Annotated in this window: 22 protein-coding genes; 15 read left to right on the forward strand and 7 right to left on the reverse strand. The window is 59.6% G+C overall.

All coding sequences use genetic code 11. The annotated features are described in order from the left end of the window. Positions 1–15: 15 nt before the first annotated feature. The 3 genes from GSF67_RS05055 to GSF67_RS05065 all read right to left on the reverse strand — a co-directional run bounded on the left by GSF67_RS05055 (position 16) and on the right by GSF67_RS05065 (position 2,908). Positions 16–1,308 carry a dihydroorotase gene (locus tag GSF67_RS05055; protein ID WP_006312659.1) on the reverse strand — a complete coding sequence of 431 codons (1,293 nt, stop codon included), beginning with the start codon at positions 1,306–1,308 and terminating at the stop codon, positions 16–18. Then, positions 1,305–2,246 (reverse strand): aspartate carbamoyltransferase catalytic subunit, encoded by a 942-nt coding sequence (locus tag GSF67_RS05060; RefSeq protein WP_010971534.1) that lies wholly within the window; start codon positions 2,244–2,246, stop codon positions 1,305–1,307. The genes GSF67_RS05055 and GSF67_RS05060 overlap by 4 nt, the downstream gene beginning before the upstream one ends. Before the next feature lie 230 nt (positions 2,247–2,476). Then, positions 2,477–2,908, reverse strand: coding sequence for a hypothetical protein (locus GSF67_RS05065; protein WP_006312655.1), 432 nt, complete (start codon positions 2,906–2,908; stop codon positions 2,477–2,479). 357 nt (positions 2,909–3,265) lie between these two features. Between GSF67_RS05065 and GSF67_RS05070 the strand changes: the two genes are divergently transcribed. The 7 genes from GSF67_RS05070 (at position 3,266) to GSF67_RS05100 (ending at position 7,920) form a co-directional block, all read left to right on the forward strand. Next, positions 3,266–4,918: an acyl-CoA dehydrogenase family protein gene (locus GSF67_RS05070; protein WP_006312653.1), complete on the forward strand. Its 1,653-nt coding sequence runs from the start codon at positions 3,266–3,268 to the stop codon at positions 4,916–4,918. Between the two features lie 140 nt (positions 4,919–5,058). Beyond that, positions 5,059–5,670: a GNAT family N-acetyltransferase gene (locus tag GSF67_RS05075; protein WP_006312651.1), complete on the forward strand. Its 612-nt coding sequence runs from the start codon at positions 5,059–5,061 to the stop codon at positions 5,668–5,670. Between the two features lie 63 nt (positions 5,671–5,733). Further along, complete coding sequence (locus GSF67_RS05080; protein ID WP_006312650.1) at positions 5,734–6,030, forward strand: type II toxin-antitoxin system ParD family antitoxin; 297 nt, start codon at positions 5,734–5,736, stop codon at positions 6,028–6,030. Continuing rightward, positions 6,027–6,401: a type II toxin-antitoxin system RelE/ParE family toxin gene (locus GSF67_RS05085; RefSeq protein WP_006312649.1), complete on the forward strand. Its 375-nt coding sequence runs from the start codon at positions 6,027–6,029 to the stop codon at positions 6,399–6,401. Before GSF67_RS05080 ends, GSF67_RS05085 begins: the two co-directional genes overlap by 4 nt. A 153-nt stretch (positions 6,402–6,554) precedes the next feature. After that, the gene (locus GSF67_RS05090) at positions 6,555–7,199 is read left to right on the forward strand and encodes a TetR/AcrR family transcriptional regulator (protein ID WP_006312648.1); all 645 of its coding nucleotides are present in this window, start codon (positions 6,555–6,557) and stop codon (positions 7,197–7,199) included. Between the two features lie 245 nt (positions 7,200–7,444). Next, positions 7,445–7,606 (forward strand): hypothetical protein, encoded by a 162-nt coding sequence (locus tag GSF67_RS05095; RefSeq protein ID WP_006312647.1) that lies wholly within the window; start codon positions 7,445–7,447, stop codon positions 7,604–7,606. Continuing rightward, positions 7,603–7,920, forward strand: a complete 318-nt coding sequence (locus GSF67_RS05100; RefSeq protein WP_006312646.1) for a DUF6105 family protein — start codon at positions 7,603–7,605, stop codon at positions 7,918–7,920. The genes GSF67_RS05095 and GSF67_RS05100 overlap by 4 nt, the downstream gene beginning before the upstream one ends. Here GSF67_RS05100 and ruvX read toward each other — a convergent pair. Both ruvX and GSF67_RS05110 read right to left on the reverse strand, forming a co-directional pair. After that, positions 7,872–8,351 (reverse strand): Holliday junction resolvase RuvX, encoded by a 480-nt coding sequence (gene ruvX, locus GSF67_RS05105; protein ID WP_006312643.1) that lies wholly within the window; start codon positions 8,349–8,351, stop codon positions 7,872–7,874. The genes GSF67_RS05100 and ruvX overlap by 49 nt on opposite strands. A gap of 14 nt (positions 8,352–8,365) precedes the next feature. Beyond that, positions 8,366–8,668 carry an alkylphosphonate utilization protein gene (locus tag GSF67_RS05110; RefSeq protein ID WP_006312642.1) on the reverse strand — a complete coding sequence of 101 codons (303 nt, stop codon included), beginning with the start codon at positions 8,666–8,668 and terminating at the stop codon, positions 8,366–8,368. A gap of 84 nt (positions 8,669–8,752) precedes the next feature. On the opposite strand from GSF67_RS05110, the gene GSF67_RS05115 reads away from it, so the two are divergent. The 4 genes from GSF67_RS05115 (at position 8,753) to GSF67_RS05130 (ending at position 11,897) form a co-directional block, all read left to right on the forward strand. Then, entirely contained in the window at positions 8,753–9,457 is a 705-nt protein-coding gene (locus tag GSF67_RS05115) for a metal-dependent hydrolase (RefSeq protein WP_006312641.1), read from the forward strand. Between the two features lie 126 nt (positions 9,458–9,583). Further along, positions 9,584–9,871, forward strand: a complete 288-nt coding sequence (gene gatC, locus GSF67_RS05120; protein WP_003496362.1) for an Asp-tRNA(Asn)/Glu-tRNA(Gln) amidotransferase subunit GatC — start codon at positions 9,584–9,586, stop codon at positions 9,869–9,871. Between the two features lie 56 nt (positions 9,872–9,927). Beyond that, positions 9,928–11,409: an Asp-tRNA(Asn)/Glu-tRNA(Gln) amidotransferase subunit GatA gene (gatA, locus tag GSF67_RS05125; protein ID WP_035215206.1), complete on the forward strand. Its 1,482-nt coding sequence runs from the start codon at positions 9,928–9,930 to the stop codon at positions 11,407–11,409. Further along, positions 11,400–11,897, forward strand: coding sequence for an N-acetyltransferase (locus tag GSF67_RS05130; RefSeq protein WP_342028819.1), 498 nt, complete (start codon positions 11,400–11,402; stop codon positions 11,895–11,897). Before gatA ends, GSF67_RS05130 begins: the two co-directional genes overlap by 10 nt. 66 nt (positions 11,898–11,963) lie before the next feature. Here the strand turns inward: GSF67_RS05130 and GSF67_RS05135 are convergent, their stop codons facing one another. Further along, positions 11,964–12,221: a YjhX family toxin gene (locus GSF67_RS05135; RefSeq protein WP_006312635.1), complete on the reverse strand. Its 258-nt coding sequence runs from the start codon at positions 12,219–12,221 to the stop codon at positions 11,964–11,966. Between the two features lie 275 nt (positions 12,222–12,496). Here GSF67_RS05135 and GSF67_RS05140 point away from each other — a divergent pair, with 275 nt between their 5' ends. Continuing rightward, positions 12,497–13,006: a GNAT family N-acetyltransferase gene (locus GSF67_RS05140; RefSeq protein WP_006312634.1), complete on the forward strand. Its 510-nt coding sequence runs from the start codon at positions 12,497–12,499 to the stop codon at positions 13,004–13,006. On the opposite strand, the gene GSF67_RS05145 is transcribed toward GSF67_RS05140, so the two are convergent. Further along, positions 12,988–13,320 (reverse strand): DUF1294 domain-containing protein, encoded by a 333-nt coding sequence (locus GSF67_RS05145; RefSeq protein ID WP_006312632.1) that lies wholly within the window; start codon positions 13,318–13,320, stop codon positions 12,988–12,990. The two genes, GSF67_RS05140 and GSF67_RS05145, sit on opposite strands and share 19 nt — an antisense overlap. Before the next feature lie 151 nt (positions 13,321–13,471). Between GSF67_RS05145 and gatB the strand changes: the two genes are divergently transcribed. From gatB to GSF67_RS05160, 3 genes are all read left to right on the forward strand, one after another. After that, positions 13,472–14,977, forward strand: coding sequence for an Asp-tRNA(Asn)/Glu-tRNA(Gln) amidotransferase subunit GatB (gene gatB / locus GSF67_RS05150; RefSeq protein ID WP_128821990.1), 1,506 nt, complete (start codon positions 13,472–13,474; stop codon positions 14,975–14,977). A 211-nt stretch (positions 14,978–15,188) separates the two neighbouring features. Further along, positions 15,189–15,686 carry a GNAT family N-acetyltransferase gene (locus tag GSF67_RS05155; protein ID WP_006312628.1) on the forward strand — a complete coding sequence of 166 codons (498 nt, stop codon included), beginning with the start codon at positions 15,189–15,191 and terminating at the stop codon, positions 15,684–15,686. Then, the gene (locus GSF67_RS05160; RefSeq protein WP_006312626.1) at positions 15,683–16,156 is read left to right on the forward strand and encodes a GNAT family N-acetyltransferase; all 474 of its coding nucleotides are present in this window, start codon (positions 15,683–15,685) and stop codon (positions 16,154–16,156) included. Before GSF67_RS05155 ends, GSF67_RS05160 begins: the two co-directional genes overlap by 4 nt. Positions 16,157–16,172 lie beyond the last annotated feature (16 nt).

Here is a 16,172-nt window from a genome sequence, read left to right on the forward strand (position 1 = left end):
TCTCTTGCCGTGATCTTATGCCAAGGAATGAACGGCTTTGCCAGCCACATAAGTGGCCACAGCACGGCCGCTGAAACGGGCATCCTCAAACGGTGTGTTCTTGGATTTCGACACCAGTTGGTCGCGTGCCACGAGCCATGGCTCATCCAGATCGATCAGGGTGATATCGGCCTTCGCGCCGGCTTTAAGCGTTCCAGCGTCGAGACCGAATATCTTCGCCGGGCGGGTAGAAAGCGCATCGATCAGCCGCATCAGCGGAACTTCGCCACTGTGGTAGAGGCGCAGCGCCGCCGCCAGCATGGTTTCCAGCCCCACCGCGCCGCTCGCCGCATCCGAAAACGGCAGGCGCTTGGTATCGACATCCTGCGGGTCATGCGAAGAAACTATGATATCGATCGTGCCGTCCTTCAGCGCCTCCACCATCGCCTTGCGGTCGTCTTCGGCGCGCAGCGGCGGCGAGAGCTTAAAGAAGGTACGGTATTCGCCGATATCGTTTTCGTTGAGCGTCAGATGATTGATCGAGATGCCGCAGGTGGCTTTCACACCCCGCTGCCGAGCGATACGGATCGCCTCTGCCGATTCCGGTACGGAAATCTTGGCGGCGTGGTAGATCGCCTGCGTCAGGCCGGCAATGCGCAGGTCACGCTCCAGCGGAATGATCTCGGCTTCCTTCGGAACGCCTGACAGCCCGAGCCAGCTTGCAAAAAGCCCCTCGTTCATATCACCACCGCCGATATATTTATCGCGGGTCTCGAGTGCGATCACAGCCCCCAGTTCGCGGGCATAGGTCATGGCGCGGCGCAGCACCAGCGTGTCGGAAAGCGCCTTGCGGCCATTGGTGAAGGCCACCGCACCGGCTTCCTTCAACATGCCGAACTCGGTCATTTCCTCGCCGCGGAGGCCCTTGGTCAGGGCCGCTGCCGGGTGGACATTGACGATTGCCTTGTCGCGGGCCGTCTTCTTCACATATTCGACCAGCGCGATGTCATCGATTACAGGATCGGTGTCCGGCATCACGATGATGCTGGTGACGCCGCCGGCCGCTGCCGCGCGCGAGGCGGATTCGATGGTCTCGCGGTGTTCGCCGCCGGGTTCGCCGACAAAGACGCGGGCATCCACCAGACCGGGAACGGCCACGATGCCCTTGCAGTCGCGCACCGTCGCACCATCAGGCGCGCCTTGATTGTGCGCATCCTTGCCGGCGGCGAGAATGGTACCATCGGCGCCGATGACGATACTGCCGGTCTCATCCAGATTGCGGGAGGGATCGACGATGCGGAGGTTCTTGAGAACGGTAACGGCACTCATACGCGCTCACCCTGGTTTTGCGAGACAAGCAGGGTTTCCATGACGGCCATGCGCACGGCAACCCCCATTTCCACCTGGCTTTCGATGACGCTCTGCGGACCGTCCGCCACTTCGGAGGCGATTTCCACGCCACGGTTCATCGGACCGGGATGCATGACCAGCGCATCTTCCTTCGCCGCTTTCAGCTTTTCGGCGTCGAGACCGTAATAGTGGAAATATTCGCGCACCGAAGGCACGAAGGAGCCGGACATGCGCTCACGCTGCAGGCGCAGCATCATCACCACATCGGCATTCTTCAGCCCTTCCTTCATGTCGTTGAAGACTTCCACGCTCATGTCGCGGATACCGGAGGGAAGAAGCGTGGCGGGGGCGACGACCCGCACGCGCGCACCCATCTGGTTGAGCAGAATGATATTGGAGCGGGCGACGCGCGAATGCAGCACGTCACCGCAGATCGCCACCGTGATACCCGAAAGCTCGCCCTTGGCGCGGCGGATGGTCAGCGCATCCAGCAGCGCCTGTGTCGGGTGCTCATGCTGGCCGTCCCCGGCATTGACCACGGAGCAGGCGACCTTTTGTGCCAGCAGCGCTGCGGCACCTGCCGACGAATGGCGAACCACCAGCACATCCGGGCGCATGGCGTTCAGCGTCATCGCGGTATCGATCAGCGTTTCGCCCTTCTTCACCGAGGAATTGCCGACCGACATATTCATCACGTCTGCGCCGAGGCGCTTTCCGGCCAGCTCGAAGGAGGATTGCGTGCGCGTCGAGGCTTCGAAGAACAGGTTGATCTGCGTCAGGCCTCGCAGCGTCGAGGTCTTTTTCTCGCGCTGACGGCTGATTTTCACCGCCTCGTCGGCCTTGTCGAGAAGCAGGGTGATATCCTGATGGGAAAGCCCCTTGATGCCGAGGAGATGGCGATGGGGGAAGAAGACCATGCGGTTTGCCTCCTGACGGGCGCCGCATTTTCCCGTGAAAATGCCCGGAACGCCCGAATGCTGATCCGTGCGCTCCATTCGCTGTGAACACGCCTCAGGAGTGCCGCGGAATTCGGTCCTGCGCTCTATAGAGATTGCAGGGTCGCGGGGCAAGCGCCTGCAACCGCTGAAATGAAAACACGATGCTGTTTCCTCAATCCGGCAAAGATGGTGTCCATCGTTCTGGACCGTCAGGCAATACCGTGTTCCTTCAGGAGCGCCTGCTCGTCACCCGATACCCAGCCGAAAACCTTCGGTTCGCCATCCAGTGTCTGAACGAAATAATGAACGTCGAAATCGATTGCGACATTCGATTGGCCTTTTCGGGTAAAGTTCGCTGTCCAGGACACATGCGCAATACAATGATGGTCATCGATGGCGGAAATGCGGATATCGCGGATACGTATTCCCTCCGTTCCTATGACCCGATAACGCTCATAAGCCTTCGTCATGGCCTCCTTGAGGTTGTCATCGTTTTTTCCGGTCATGACACCGGCTGGGGAAGCGGTGATGAAGTCGGATGCATAGAGGGATCCGATCTCCTCCGCATTCATGTCACCTTTGAGAGATGTGTTGAAAAATCGTTCATATCGCTCGAAGAGCTTCTTCGCACTCGCCTCCATGGTTTCCTCCTGTGCAGGCTTTCAGCATGTGGCGAACCAAAAAAGCCTGTGGCAGGTTCCACATCAGGTGGTGGATTAAGCGGAATGCGCGCGATGGCACGCAAACAACCGATCAGACTGGCTGTCGCAGGCCACGATAGGTATGGATATAAGGGGCCGCTTGCGGAAGTGTATCGGGTTTTGTCGCTGCATCTTGCCGGAAACGTGTCTGGTATTCTCGCCGCCGCGGACTTAAATCGGCCTCTCCCGAAAAATACTGAAAGCGGCGGCTTAATCGTCTCAATCGCTTCCTGTGGGCGGAATTATGCAATATCACCCCACTATGCAATGCCAGTATAAAACAGCTAGAAGCAGCGGATGACCCAGAATTCCCGGACAGAAGAAACGCTCGCCGAACTGAACCAGCCTAGCCTCTGGTCCGGTATCAACGCCTATCGTTCCGATCCGCTGATCGTCGATCTCACCTCCGGCCTGTCGCGCAATCTGAGGGACGAGTACGACCAGCTCGGCCGTTACGTTACCTCGCATGAGGCGCAGGAACTGGCGCGCATGGCCAATCAGGGCGTGCCGCAGCTGCATACCCACGGCCCGCGCGGCGAACGTCTCGACCAGGTGGAATTCCATCCCGCCTGGCATGCGCTGATGCGCCGTTCCATGTCATCAGGCCTGCATTCCAGCGTCTGGGAGAATTCCCCCGATACGCGCGGGAGTGAGCATAAGGCCCGCGCCACGAAATTCTACCTCACCTCGCAGCTGGAGGCAGGGCATCTCTGCCCGCTGACCATGACGAGCGCCTCGGTTGCCGCCATCATGACCTCGCCGCGGGTGCAGAAGGAGTGGATGCCGAAGATCCTGTCGCGCAAATATGACAGCGCGCAGAAACCGGCCCTGCAAAAAACCGCCGTCACCGTTGGCATGGGCATGACGGAAAAGCAGGGCGGCACGGATGTACGTGCCAACCGCACCACGGCCGAGCGCGTGGGCGAGGGTATCTATCGCCTCTCCGGCCACAAGTGGTTCCTTTCTGCGCCAATGAGCGACGGTTTCGTGATGCTCGCCCAGATGGGCGACGGCATGGGCTGCTTCCTGGTGCCGCGTTATCTTGAAGACGGTTCGAAGAACGGCCTGCATTTCCAGCGTCTGAAGGACAAACTCGGCAACCGCTCCAATGCGTCGGCCGAAGTCGAGTTCACCGATGCCTTCGGTTATCTGCTCGGCGATCCCGGCAGCGGTATCCGCACCATCCTCGACATGGTGACGTTGACGCGGCTCGATTGTGCGCTGGCGTCTGCTGGCATGATGCGCGCCTCGCTTGCCGAAGCCGTGCATTTTGCCCGCGGCCGCTCAGTGTTCGGAAAAATGCTGGTCAGCCAGCCGATCATGACTCGCGTTCTCGCCGACATGGCGCTGGATGTGGCGGCTGCCACGGCGCTCTCTTTCCGGCTGGCAACGGCCTTCGACGCCGCCCGCAACAATCCGGCAGAAGCCGCGTATGCGCGGGTCATGACGCCCATCGTCAAATACTGGTGCTGCAAGATCGCGCCAGCGCTTATCTATGAGGCCATGGAATGCCTTGGCGGCAACGGTTACGTCGAAGAGCGGCCGATTGCCCGTCACTACCGCGAAGCGCCGGTTAACGCCATCTGGGAAGGCTCCGGCAACGTCATGGCGCTGGATGTGCTGCGGGTTCTCCAGCGCGGCAAGGACCTGTTCGATCTCGTCTTCCAGACGCTGGAGCGCGATCTCGGACCTGCCGGCAAGAAGACCACCGACGTGTTGCGCGCCGCGATCGCCCTTGCAGAACGCGATGAAGGGGCGGCCCGCCTGCTGGTGGAGCAGTTCGCGCTTGCGGCCGCTGCCGCCGAGCTTTGCCGGCTCGGTGCCGGCAAGATCGCCGATGCCTTCCTCGAAACCCGTCTCGCAGGTGGCTGGAGGCACACTTATGGCATGCTCGATTCCCGCTTCGATCCGAATTATATAATCGATTTATTGTATCCGCCCGCATCCTGACGGATAAAGGGTGGAGGGCTATTTTTTGCAGTCCCTGTGGGAGGGGTATCGGATTTGAGAAAATGCATTGGCGTGGGGAGTATTCCTGTCTTTCAGACGGCTGGCGCGTGTCCGCGCAAGAAGACGGAGGGCGCCTGCAAATGCTAACCTTCCGCTCCGCTCGCCCAGAAGATGAAGACGCGCTTTACGCCATAAGCCTTGCCACCGGCGATGCCGGTCAGGATGCCACTCCGCTCTACAATGATGGTCACATGGTGGGGCATATCTATTCCGTGCCCTATCTGCGTCTGTGGCCCGATGCCGTTTTCGTGGCCGAGGATGAGGAGGGTGTCTGCGGCTACATCGCCGGCGCGCTTGATACAGTTTCGCACGAGCAACGGCTGGAGCAGGAATGGTGGCCCCATCTGCGCGCCCTTTATCCCGATCCCGGCGGCGACCCGCAGACATGGGACGCCGACCAGCGCCGCGCCCATTTCATCCATCATCCGCGTAACACGCCCTCCTGGCTTACCGACCCCTTTCCGGCTCATATCCACATGAACCTCTTGCCACGCACGCAGGGCAAGGGCGGCGGCACCCGGCTTCTGTCCCGATGGCTAGACATGGCGAGACAGAACAACGTCTACGGCATCCACCTCGGCGCCAGTGAACGCAACCATCCCGGCATGCGTTTCTGGGAAACCCGCGGCTTCAAACGCCTCGACAGCCACGAAACGCCTGGCAGCGTCTGGTTTGGTATGGCTTTGGAGTGATATTGGCAGATTATGCCAATCGGTGCTATTGCTAGGCGTAAATGAAGTCTGGTGGAGGCCCCGATGCCAACGCGTAACGTCGTCCTGACACAGCATCACGAAGAGATCATAGACGATCTCGTCAAATCCGGCCGCTATCAAAACGCCAGTGAAGTGCTGCGTGAAGGCTTACGGTTAATTGAGAGGCGAGAGCGTCTTGAGGCAACCAGACTGGAAGCCCTGAAGGTCGCGGCGCAACAGGGCTTCGCCGACCTTGACCAAGGACGTTATACCGATGTTTCGGATGATGCCCTTGACGATTTCATTTCCGCTTTCGGGCGCGAGGCTGAAGCACGCCTGACCAAGTCCGATGACAAATGACGACGTATCGTCTGTCCGATGCCGCACAATCGGACATCATTGAAATTCTTGGATGGACACACGCGACGTTTGGAGCTGCAGCGAGAAAACGCTACGAAAAGTTGCTTGCAACTGCGTTGCGTGATGTTGCTGTTGATCCGCTACGCGCCGGCACGAATATTCGCGCTGAACTTGGTGAAGACGTGCGTAGCTACCACCTGCGTTATAGTCGCGAGCGGGCAAAAAGCGAAACGGGCCTCGTTAAAAATCCGAGGCATCTGTTACTCTATCGTGCACTACGACCCGGTTTGGTGGGTGTCGGCCGCGTTCTTCACGATTCGATGGAAATCGAGCGCCATCTTCCGGACGATTATGGTGATATTACTTTCTGAGAAGGTCTGGAGGCGTCCCTGTTGCGTATTGAAAACGGTATGGCGGGCCCGTCATCCACAGGAACCTTCTCACCATCCACCCACCCACATTGTTCTTCCCTTCATGCTTTGTTAACCCCTTCAAAAGGCCTTTCAGAAAACGGGTAGGGAATCATGCTGGCGACCGCAGAGGCGATTTCAGCCGACAGACCGGAAAAGCGCATCAAGGATCGCGCTCAGACCGAGAAGGCGATTTTTAATGCCGCCCGGTCGCTGCTTGCCGAAGAGGGGTTCCAGGGGTTCGGCATCAATGCCGTCGCTCGCCGCGCCGGCTGCGACAAGCAACTCATCTATCGATATTTCGGCGGCCTTGATGGTTTGATCGAGGCGATCGGCGAGGATCTCGGCTCCTGGGTCAAGGATCGTATTCCCGAAGACACCGGCGGCATGTTTCTGCTGACCTACGGCGATCTCATGGAAAAGCTGGCGCTTTATTTTATCGATGCGCTGCGCAGCGACCCGCTCGTCTGCAAGATCATTGCCTGGGAAGTCTCGGATGGTTCGCCGCAGGTCCGCCAGCTGGCCGAAGCCCGCGCCAAGTCGCTGGGCAAATGGCTGGAGCGCATGCGCGGCTCCCTTGCGGCTCCGAAGGGCGTGGATACCGCTGCCGTCAACGCCGTATTATTTGCCGCCATCCAGCACCTCGTCATTTCCGCGGCCACCAGCGGCCAGTTTGCCGGCGTGCCGCTCAAATCCGATAAGGACTGGGATAAGATCACCACCGCCGTCAAAAGGCTGGTGCGCGGCGTTTACGGCTGACTGAAGTTGCCGCGGCGGAGAGGCACCCGAGGCAGGCGCGACGTTAATGAAAAATCAGCCATGTTTTCACCGGGCGCGCAACCGCCCGGTGTTTTCGTCCGTTCACGATGCACATTTTTTCCACATGTCGCCCGCCCGTCGTTAACCATAATGACAGCTTTCATTTGCCTCGCCATGACGGCGGGTCCAGTGTGGATTAACGAAATGTTAACCATGCGCAATGACTGCGCATAAGGGAGCCGCAAGTGAACCGCTGGACAGCCTTGGGCGTCATGATGACGTTTTTTGCTATGCTGCCGTTGGATATCGACGCGCCGGCGCTGAACCTATGCCTGATGGCTGCGGTGCGCTGGGCGGTGCTTGCTGGCATTCCTGATACGATTTTTGTGCGGGGGCAGACGGCATGAAGTGGTTTTTGATCCTCTGGGCCGGCCCCGTCGCGCTGCTGGGCAGCTGGTACTGGCTGTCCTATTACGACACGAGCTTCGGCTTTTACATGCTCACGCGTCAGACCCATGACCTCGTATTCGAGATCTATGGCAATATTCTCGGCATTCCGCCGGAAAACCTGCCGCCAATGGTGGCACGCGCCATAGCGGTCGATAGCCTGATCGTTTTTGCGATCCTTGCATACCGTAAGAGAAAGCAGATCGCCGCCTGGTGGCAGGGCCGTCAGTCGGCCGCGCGGGTCAGCGCGGAAAGCCTGTCCAGCGCGCCCTGAAGAATGAAACTCGCGGCCGCCGAATCGATGCGTTCGGCCCGCTTGGCGCGTGAGACGTCCATTTCCAGAAGCGCGCGCTCTGCCGCGACGGTTGAAAGCCGCTCATCCCAGTAAATAAAGGGCAGGGCGGTTTTCTCGCCCATTGTGCGTACGAAGGCGCGCGTCGCCTGCGCGCGTGGTCCGGCTGATCCGTCCATATTTATCGGCAGGCCGATGACGAAGGCGGCAACCTTCTCCTTTTCGGCAAAAGCCAGCAGCATCTGCGCATCCTGCGTGAATTTCACCCGCTTGATGACGGGGCGTGGCGTCGCGAAACGGCGTGAGAGGTCCGACATGGCAAGCCCGATGGTCTTCGTACCGAGGTCGAGGCCGGCAATCGCCTGTGCGGGCTGCAGCGTCTGTGCCAGTTCCTCGATGGTGAGTGTCGCCATGTCGCGTGCTGCCTTTATCTTTTACGGACGAATTCGGTGCGCAGCACCAGACCCTTGACCGCATCATGCCTGCAATCGATCTCTTCGGGATTGTCGGTCAGGCGGATCGACTTGATAACGGTGCCCTGCTTGATGACCGTGTTGGTGCCCTTGACCTTCAAGTCCTTGATCAATGTCACGGAATCGCCGTCTTCAAGCACATTGCCGGCGGCATCGCGCACTTCCTTTGCACGGGCTGCCTCGGCGGCCAGTTCGGAAGCCGGCCGCCATTCGCCGCTCGCTTCGTCATACACGTAATCGTCATTATCCGCGGCCATTGTCGCCTCTCTGAAATATCGGTAGTGCGGTTGTTCAGGCCGTCCTATGTCATAATATACCGGCAATACAAAGGAGAACTTCCCATGAAACTCACCTGGCTCGGCCATTCCGCCTTCCGTCTTGAAAACGGCAGTGCGAAGATCCTCATCGATCCGTTCTTCACCGGCAATCCCGGTTTTGTCGGGCAGGATGGCAAATCAGCGGCCGAAGGCATCACCCATATTCTCCTGACCCACGGCCATGGCGACCACGTCGGCGATACCGTGCAGCTTGCCCGCGAAACGGGAGCCACCGTGCTGGCGAATGCCGATCTTGCCGCTTGGCTGTCCGCAAAGGGTGTCGCGAAAGTCGATATGGGCAATACCGGCGGGACCGTACATTTCGACGGCTTCTCCGTCACCTTCACCAATGCGCTGCATTCCTCGGCCCAGATCACCGAAGACGGCGTCTCCCATTCGCTCGGCAATGCCAACGGCCTGATGCTGCATTTCGAGGATGGCCCGGCCGTCTATCACATGGGCGACACCGACATCTTCTCCGACATGAAGCTCATCAACGAACTGCACCAGCCGGATATCGGCCTGGTGCCGATCGGTGATCGCTTCACGATGGGCGGTGCCGTGGCGGCGCTCGCCTGCCAGCGTTTCTTCAAGTTCCAGAATGTCATTCCTTGCCACTACGGTTCCTTCCCGATCATCGATCAGACGCCAGACAAGTTCGTGGCCGGCATGGAAGGCGCGGAAGCGCGTGTTCACACGCCGAAGGCGGGCGATACGTTGTCCTTCTGAAGCTCCGTGAAGAGCATGTCGTTGCCGCAAAACCGCTCCGCAGTTTGACGCGACATGCTTTCTACCGTTGCGAAGGACGGACATGGTGATTATAGCGAATGGGAAATATCCCATCGGAGTAAAACCATGTCCGTCGATCTCGCCACCGTAAAGCGCGTTGCGCGCCTTGCCCGTATCGCTGTCAGCGAAGAAGAAGCACAGAATATGCTCGGCCAGCTGAACGGCATACTCGGTTTCGTGGAGCAGCTTTCGGAAGTGAATGTCGACGGCGTCGAGCCGATGACGTCAGTCACCCCGGTGGAGATGAAAAAGCGTGCCGACGTGGTGACCGACGGCAACAAGGCGGAAGACATTGTTGCCAATGCGCCTGCGACCGACCGGGACTTCTTCATGGTCCCGAAAGTGGTCGAATAATCCGACCGCTGTTTGCCGCCTGATTTTTCTGAGATTTTCGAAAGCCGTTGCCGACCATGACCGACCTGACGAGCCTGACCATTGCCGAAGCCCGCGAAAAGCTGAAGGCGAAAGATTTTTCCGCCCTTGAGCTGACCGACGCCTATCTCTCCGCCATCGACGCGGCGAACGGCGCGCTGAACGCCTATGTGGCGCTGACGCCTGAAAAGGCGCGCGACATGGCAAAGGCCTCCGATCAACGTATCGCCTCAGGCTCGGCTGGCGAACTGGAAGGTGTTCCGCTCGGCGTGAAGGACCTTTTTGCCACCCGCGACGTGCACACGCAGGCATGTTCGCATGTTCTTGACGGCTTCAAGCCGAAATACGAATCCACCGTCACCCAGAACCTCTGGGATCAGGGCGCCGTCATGCTCGGCAAGCTCAACATGGACGAATTCGCCATGGGCTCGTCCAATGAAAGCTCCTGGTACGGACCGGTCATCAACCCCTGGCGCGCCAACGGTTCCGAGCAGAAGCTCGTTCCCGGTGGTTCCTCCGGTGGTTCGGCGGCAGCTGTTGCCGCGCATCTCTGCGCCGGCGCGACCGCAACCGACACAGGCGGCTCCATCCGCCAGCCAGCGGCCTTCACCGGCACCGTCGGCATCAAGCCAACCTATGGCCGCTGCTCGCGCTTCGGCATCGTCGCCTATGCCTCCTCGCTCGATCAGGCTGGCCCGATTGCCCGCGACGTGCGTGACGCGGCAATCCTGCTGAAGACCATGGCAAGTGTCGATGCCAAGGATACGACCTCCGTTGATCTGCCGGTGCCGGATTACGAAAAGGCCATCGGCCAGTCGCTGAAGGGCCTGAAGATCGGCATTCCCCGCGAGTACCGCGTCGATGGCATGCCGGAAGAGATCGAAAAGCTCTGGGCCAAGGGCGTCGAGTGGCTGCGCGATGCGGGTGCCGAGGTGGTCGATATCTCGCTGCCGCACACCAAATACGCGCTGCCCGCCTATTACATCGTCGCACCGGCGGAAGCCTCTTCCAATCTCGCACGTTATGATGGCGTGCGCTACGGCCTGCGCGTCGACGGCAAGGACATTGCCGACATGTACGAAAAAAGCCGTGCGGCCGGTTTCGGCAAGGAAGTGCAGCGCCGCATCATGGTCGGCACATACGTGCTTTCGGCCGGTTATTACGATGCCTATTACCTGAAGGCGCAGAAGGTCCGCACCCTCATCAAGCGCGACTTCGAAAACGTCTTCGATGAGGGCGTAGATGCCATCTTGGCCCCGATCACGCCGTCTTCCGCCTTCGCTGTCGGTGACGAGGAACTCGCCTCCGATCCGGTGAAGATGTACCTGCAGGACGTTTTCACCATCACCGTCAACATGGCCGGTCTCCCGGGCCTTTCGGTCCCGGCCGGTCTCGACGGCAAGGGCCTGCCGCTCGGCCTGCAGCTCATCGGCAAGCCTTTCGAGGAAGAAACGCTGTTTAAGACGGCCCATGCCATCGAACAGGCCGCCGGCAAGTTCACCCCTGCCAAGTGGTGGTAAGCGACCTCAAGCTCAGAGACATGAACGAAGCCGATCGCCATGCGGTCGGCTTTGTCGGTTTTGCTGCCTGGCGTGCGGGTGACGCCTTTGACGCCTCCTATCTCGATTCCTATGTCGTCGAGCGGGTGAGGGGCGAATTCGAAAGCTTCGCCAAGTCTCCGACCGGTGATGTCGTCGTGGCCGAAATTGACGGTGTTGTTGTTGGCTGGGGCGCTTGCGATGCGAAGCCCCATCATATTTCCGATCTTTGGGTTGACCCAAACTGGCAGGGCAAGGGGATTGGCAAAGCGCTGATCGTCCATTTTCTCGACAGGATGCGGGCTGAAGGCTTGCCGCTTGCCACCATCGACACCCATGCGAGAAATCGCGCCGCCATCGGTCTTTACGAGCGTTGCGGATTTGAAATCGTCTGGCGCGGCATGGAATGGTCCGACATTATGAAGGTCGAACTAGAGAAGGTAAAGCTCGAGCAAAAGCTCTCGCCATAACGTGTTTGCACCGTCGACGCTGCGCGACGAAATGCCGGGCGACAGCATTGCCGCCGCCCGGTCGGCTTATCGATTGTCCAACTCACCCCGCACCAGTTCCAGCCCGCGTGTGGTGATGCGGTAAGGTTTGCCGCCGGAAGAGGCTATCGCTCTCTTCTGTTTCAGCTTTCGGAAGGTGAGGAGATCGAGGCCGCCGAAAATCCAGCCATCGCGCGTATAAAGCGTGATTTTCTCAATTTTGCGGGTATCGTCTCGAACGAGTTCAATTCTGCCGCCCTGGGCGAGCAGGTGAAGAATGCGCTGTTCGGCGCGGGAAATGTCCATTTTTTGGAAGTCCGGTCGGCGTCATCTAGACGCGTGAAAGCAAACCCGGGTGCCGTTAAGGCAGCCGGCTCGGTTTCATCTGGCCCGGCGCGCAAGAAACTTGCGGGCAGGGCCGTTACCGGGACTCCGATTGAGCGAACATAAAAACTCCGTTCTTGCCAGTTCTGGATATTGCGCAAGGCGGGCACGGTCAAGCCTGCTGTGAGCACAGCGAAACCACACTGGCCGAATCGCGCCACCGATGTTTTACTTTCCACGGCCATGGAGGGCGCGGCTTGATCGTCATTCGCAATGCGTACGAGCAGGAAGCGGAGGTTCTGGCAGCCATCGGCCTCAGGGCATGGCGGCAGGCGACCGCGGCGCTTGGCATCACATCCACGCTTTACGACAATGCGGCCAGCGCCTTTTCCAATTTCACCCGCTCCTCATGGCTTACCATCCGCGTGGCGGAATTTGGCGGTTCGGTTGCCGGATGGGCGGCGCGGGAGCATTTCGACGAGACGATTACGGATTTCTGGATCGATCCGGATTTTCATCGCAGGGGGATCGGCAGCCGCCTGTTGGGCGACATCGAACGTCTGATAGAGGAAAAGGGTTTTGATGCCATCCGGCTTGAAACCCACGCCCAGAACGAACCGGCCGTCGCCTTCTTCCGCCACCATGGCTATAGCGTCCGCTGGCTCTCCGTGTCCTACGCGCCGAAGCTCGATCGCGAGGTGCAATCGGTGGGCTTGCAGAAGCAGTTGGCCGAGGTGGAGAGCGGCCTTTATGGGCCCATGTTCTGAAGCAGGGATTTCAGAACGCTTGCAAGCCGCATCGGCCAGTCCGGCATGATGGCGAGGGATGCGACAAGACCCGCCTGCAATATCACGATGGACAGCAGGATGCTGCGGAACGGTTCCTTGCGTGTTTTATGCCGCAGCAGCCGTTGCGCCGAAATCGCGCCCATGCTGCCGCCCACGAGAGCAAGCGATAACAGCGTGCTTTCCCGAATGCGCCATTCGCCATTCCTCGCTGCTTGCCTGTCCCACCAACAGACAAGAAAGACGAAAAGATTGAAGGCGATATAGGTCATGAAGCAGAGAGCGATCATGGTCATGACGTGAATTGAAACTGAAAGGCGTAAAAAACACGTATCCGGTGCTGGCGAAAATCCGGCGTATGGCGCGACGGGGTGCAAGATGTCTTGCGCCCGCGCTGCATTTGTTCTACCCACCAAGGCCAAAGAACCCGTATATCGTGAGCTTCAGATGACCCTTGTAGACGTGCGCACCCCCGACCCGAAACGCTTCATTCCCGGCGCCACCGGCGATTGGGAAATCGTGATCGGCCTCGAAGTCCATGCGCAGGTTCTCTCCAATTCCAAGCTGTTTTCCGGCGCGTCCACCACTTTCGGCAATGCGCCGAATTCCAACGTCTCGCTGGTGGACGCCGCCATGCCCGGCATGCTGCCCGTTATCAACGAGGAATGCGTCAAACAGGCCGTGCGCACGGGCCTCGGCCTGAAGGCGAAGATCAACAACCGTTCGATCTTCGACCGCAAGAACTACTTTTATCCGGATTTGCCGCAGGGCTACCAGATTTCGCAGTTCAAGGACCCGATTGTCGGTGAGGGCACCGTCACCATTTCGCTCGGTCCGGACCGCCAGGGCAATTTCGAGGATATCGAGATCGGCATCGAGCGCCTGCATCTGGAGCAGGACGCCGGCAAATCGATGCACGACCAGCATCCGACCATGTCCTTCGTGGACCTGAACCGTTCGGGCGTGGCGCTGATGGAAATCGTCTCCAAGCCTGACATGCGCTCGTCGGATGAGGCCAAGGGTTACCTCACCAAGCTGCGCTCCATCGTCCGTTACCTCGGCACCTGCGACGGCAACATGGACGAAGGCTCGATGCGCGCCGACGTCAACGTCTCCGTGCGCCGCCCGGGCGAAGGTTTCGGCACGCGCTGCGAAATCAAGAACGTCAACTCCATCCGCTTCGTCGGCCAGGCCATCGAATACGAGGCGCGCCGTCAGGTCGCCATTCTCGAAGACGGCGGTGTCATCGATCAGGAAACCCGCCTGTTCGATCCCGGCAAGGGCGAGACGCGGTCCATGCGCTCCAAGGAAGACGCGCATGACTATCGCTATTTCCCGGATCCCGATCTGCTGCCGCTGGAATTCGATGATGCTTTTGTAGAAGCTCTGAAGGTCGATCTGCCAGAGCTTCCCGATGACAAGAAGGCCCGTTTCGTGGCCGATCTCGGCTTGTCGGTCTATGACGCCTCGATTCTCGTGTCGGAAAAGGCGATTGCCGATTATTATGAAGCCGTTGCCACCGGTCGCGATGCGAAGACCGCTGCCAACTGGGTGATCAACGATCTTCTCGGTGCGCTGAACAAGTTCGGCAAGGACATCGAGACGACGCCGGTTTCGCCCGACCAGCTGGGCGGCATCATCGATCTCATCAAGGCTGAGACCATTTCCGGCAAGATCGCCAAGGACCTGTTCGAAATCGTCTGGAACGAGGGCGGTAATCCGTCTGAAATCGTCGAAGCCCGAGGCATGAAGCAGGTGACCGACACCGGCGCCATCGAAAAGGCCGTGGACGATATCATCGCCGCCAACCCGGATCAGGTCGAGAAGGTCAAGGCGAAGCCGACGCTTGCCGGCTGGTTCGTCGGTCAGGTGATGAAGGCGACGGGCGGCAAGGCCAACCCGCAGGCGGTGCAGGCGCTGGTGAAGGCGAAGCTCGGCATCGAGGACGAATAGGCGGAGGCTTGCCTCCTGCCGTTAAAGGGCATTGAGGCAGAAAGCTCTCTTCCGTCATCCTCGGGCTTGTCCCGAGGATCTGACGACCCACAAGGTCAAACGTGCTCAGATCCTCGGGACAAACCCGAGGATGACGTCGAGTACGAATGACTGACATCACTTCTGCCGGGATCAACGCCCGGCTTTTTCTATTCTGAGACGGAGCGCCATCATGTTTTTCATCCGCACGGCAGGTCTGCGAGATATCGAGCCGGTACGCATCCTGCTCGCCACGACATGGCACGCCACCTATGACGCGATCTACGGCGCGGACAAGGTGAACGAACTGATTGCCGCTTGGCATTCGCCGCAGGCCATGAAGGACCGCGTTGAGAAAAAGGGCGGCGAGTTTCTGGTGGCCGATGACGGCAAGCGGATCGGCGGCATGGCCTATGGCTCCATGTCCACCAAGATGGCGAAGACCGCCCTGCTGCACCAGCTTTACGTGGCGCCCGATCTTCAGCGGCAGGGTGTCGGCCGCGATCTTTTCGCCGAACTCGAAACCTGCTTTCCGGACGCGGAAATCATGCGTCTCGAAGTCGAGCCTAAAAATCCTGTCGCAATCGCCTTTTATGAAGGCGTCGGATTTGTCGAGGTGGACCGAATCGAGCGCATGGCGGGCATCGAGGGGCTGCCCGGCATCGTTATGGAAAAGAGCCTGACCCGATGAATGCGACATTACAAAAGCTGATTATACGCACGGCGCGCGAAGACGATCTGCCGGCGCTCGCCGCCATCTTTGCCGCCGACGACATCGGTGGCCACGGCGATACGGCCGACGAATCGGCGCAGCCGGATTATCTCGCCGCCTTCAGGGCGATCGACGCGTCGCCCAGTGAAACGCTTTATGTGGCGGAACTGGATGGCGAGGTGGTCGGCACCTTCCAGACGGCGATCCTGACCAAGCTGGTCGGGCGAGGGGCGAAGTCGATGGTGATCGAAGCGGTGCAGACGCGCGCCGACATGCGTGGTCGCGGCATCGGCGCGGTGATGATCAATCATTGCCTGGAAGAAGCCCGCCGTCAGGGCTTGAACGCCGCGCAGCTTACCTCCAACATGGCCCGGCTGGACGCGCATCGCTTTTACGAGCGGCTGGGTTTCGAGAAGCGGCATCTGGGCTTCAGGATGAAGCTGAAATAGCGCGGATATATCTCGA

Source organism: Agrobacterium sp. CGMCC 11546, from assembly GCF_013365515.1.
Lineage (GTDB): Bacteria > Pseudomonadota > Alphaproteobacteria > Rhizobiales > Rhizobiaceae > Agrobacterium > Agrobacterium fabrum.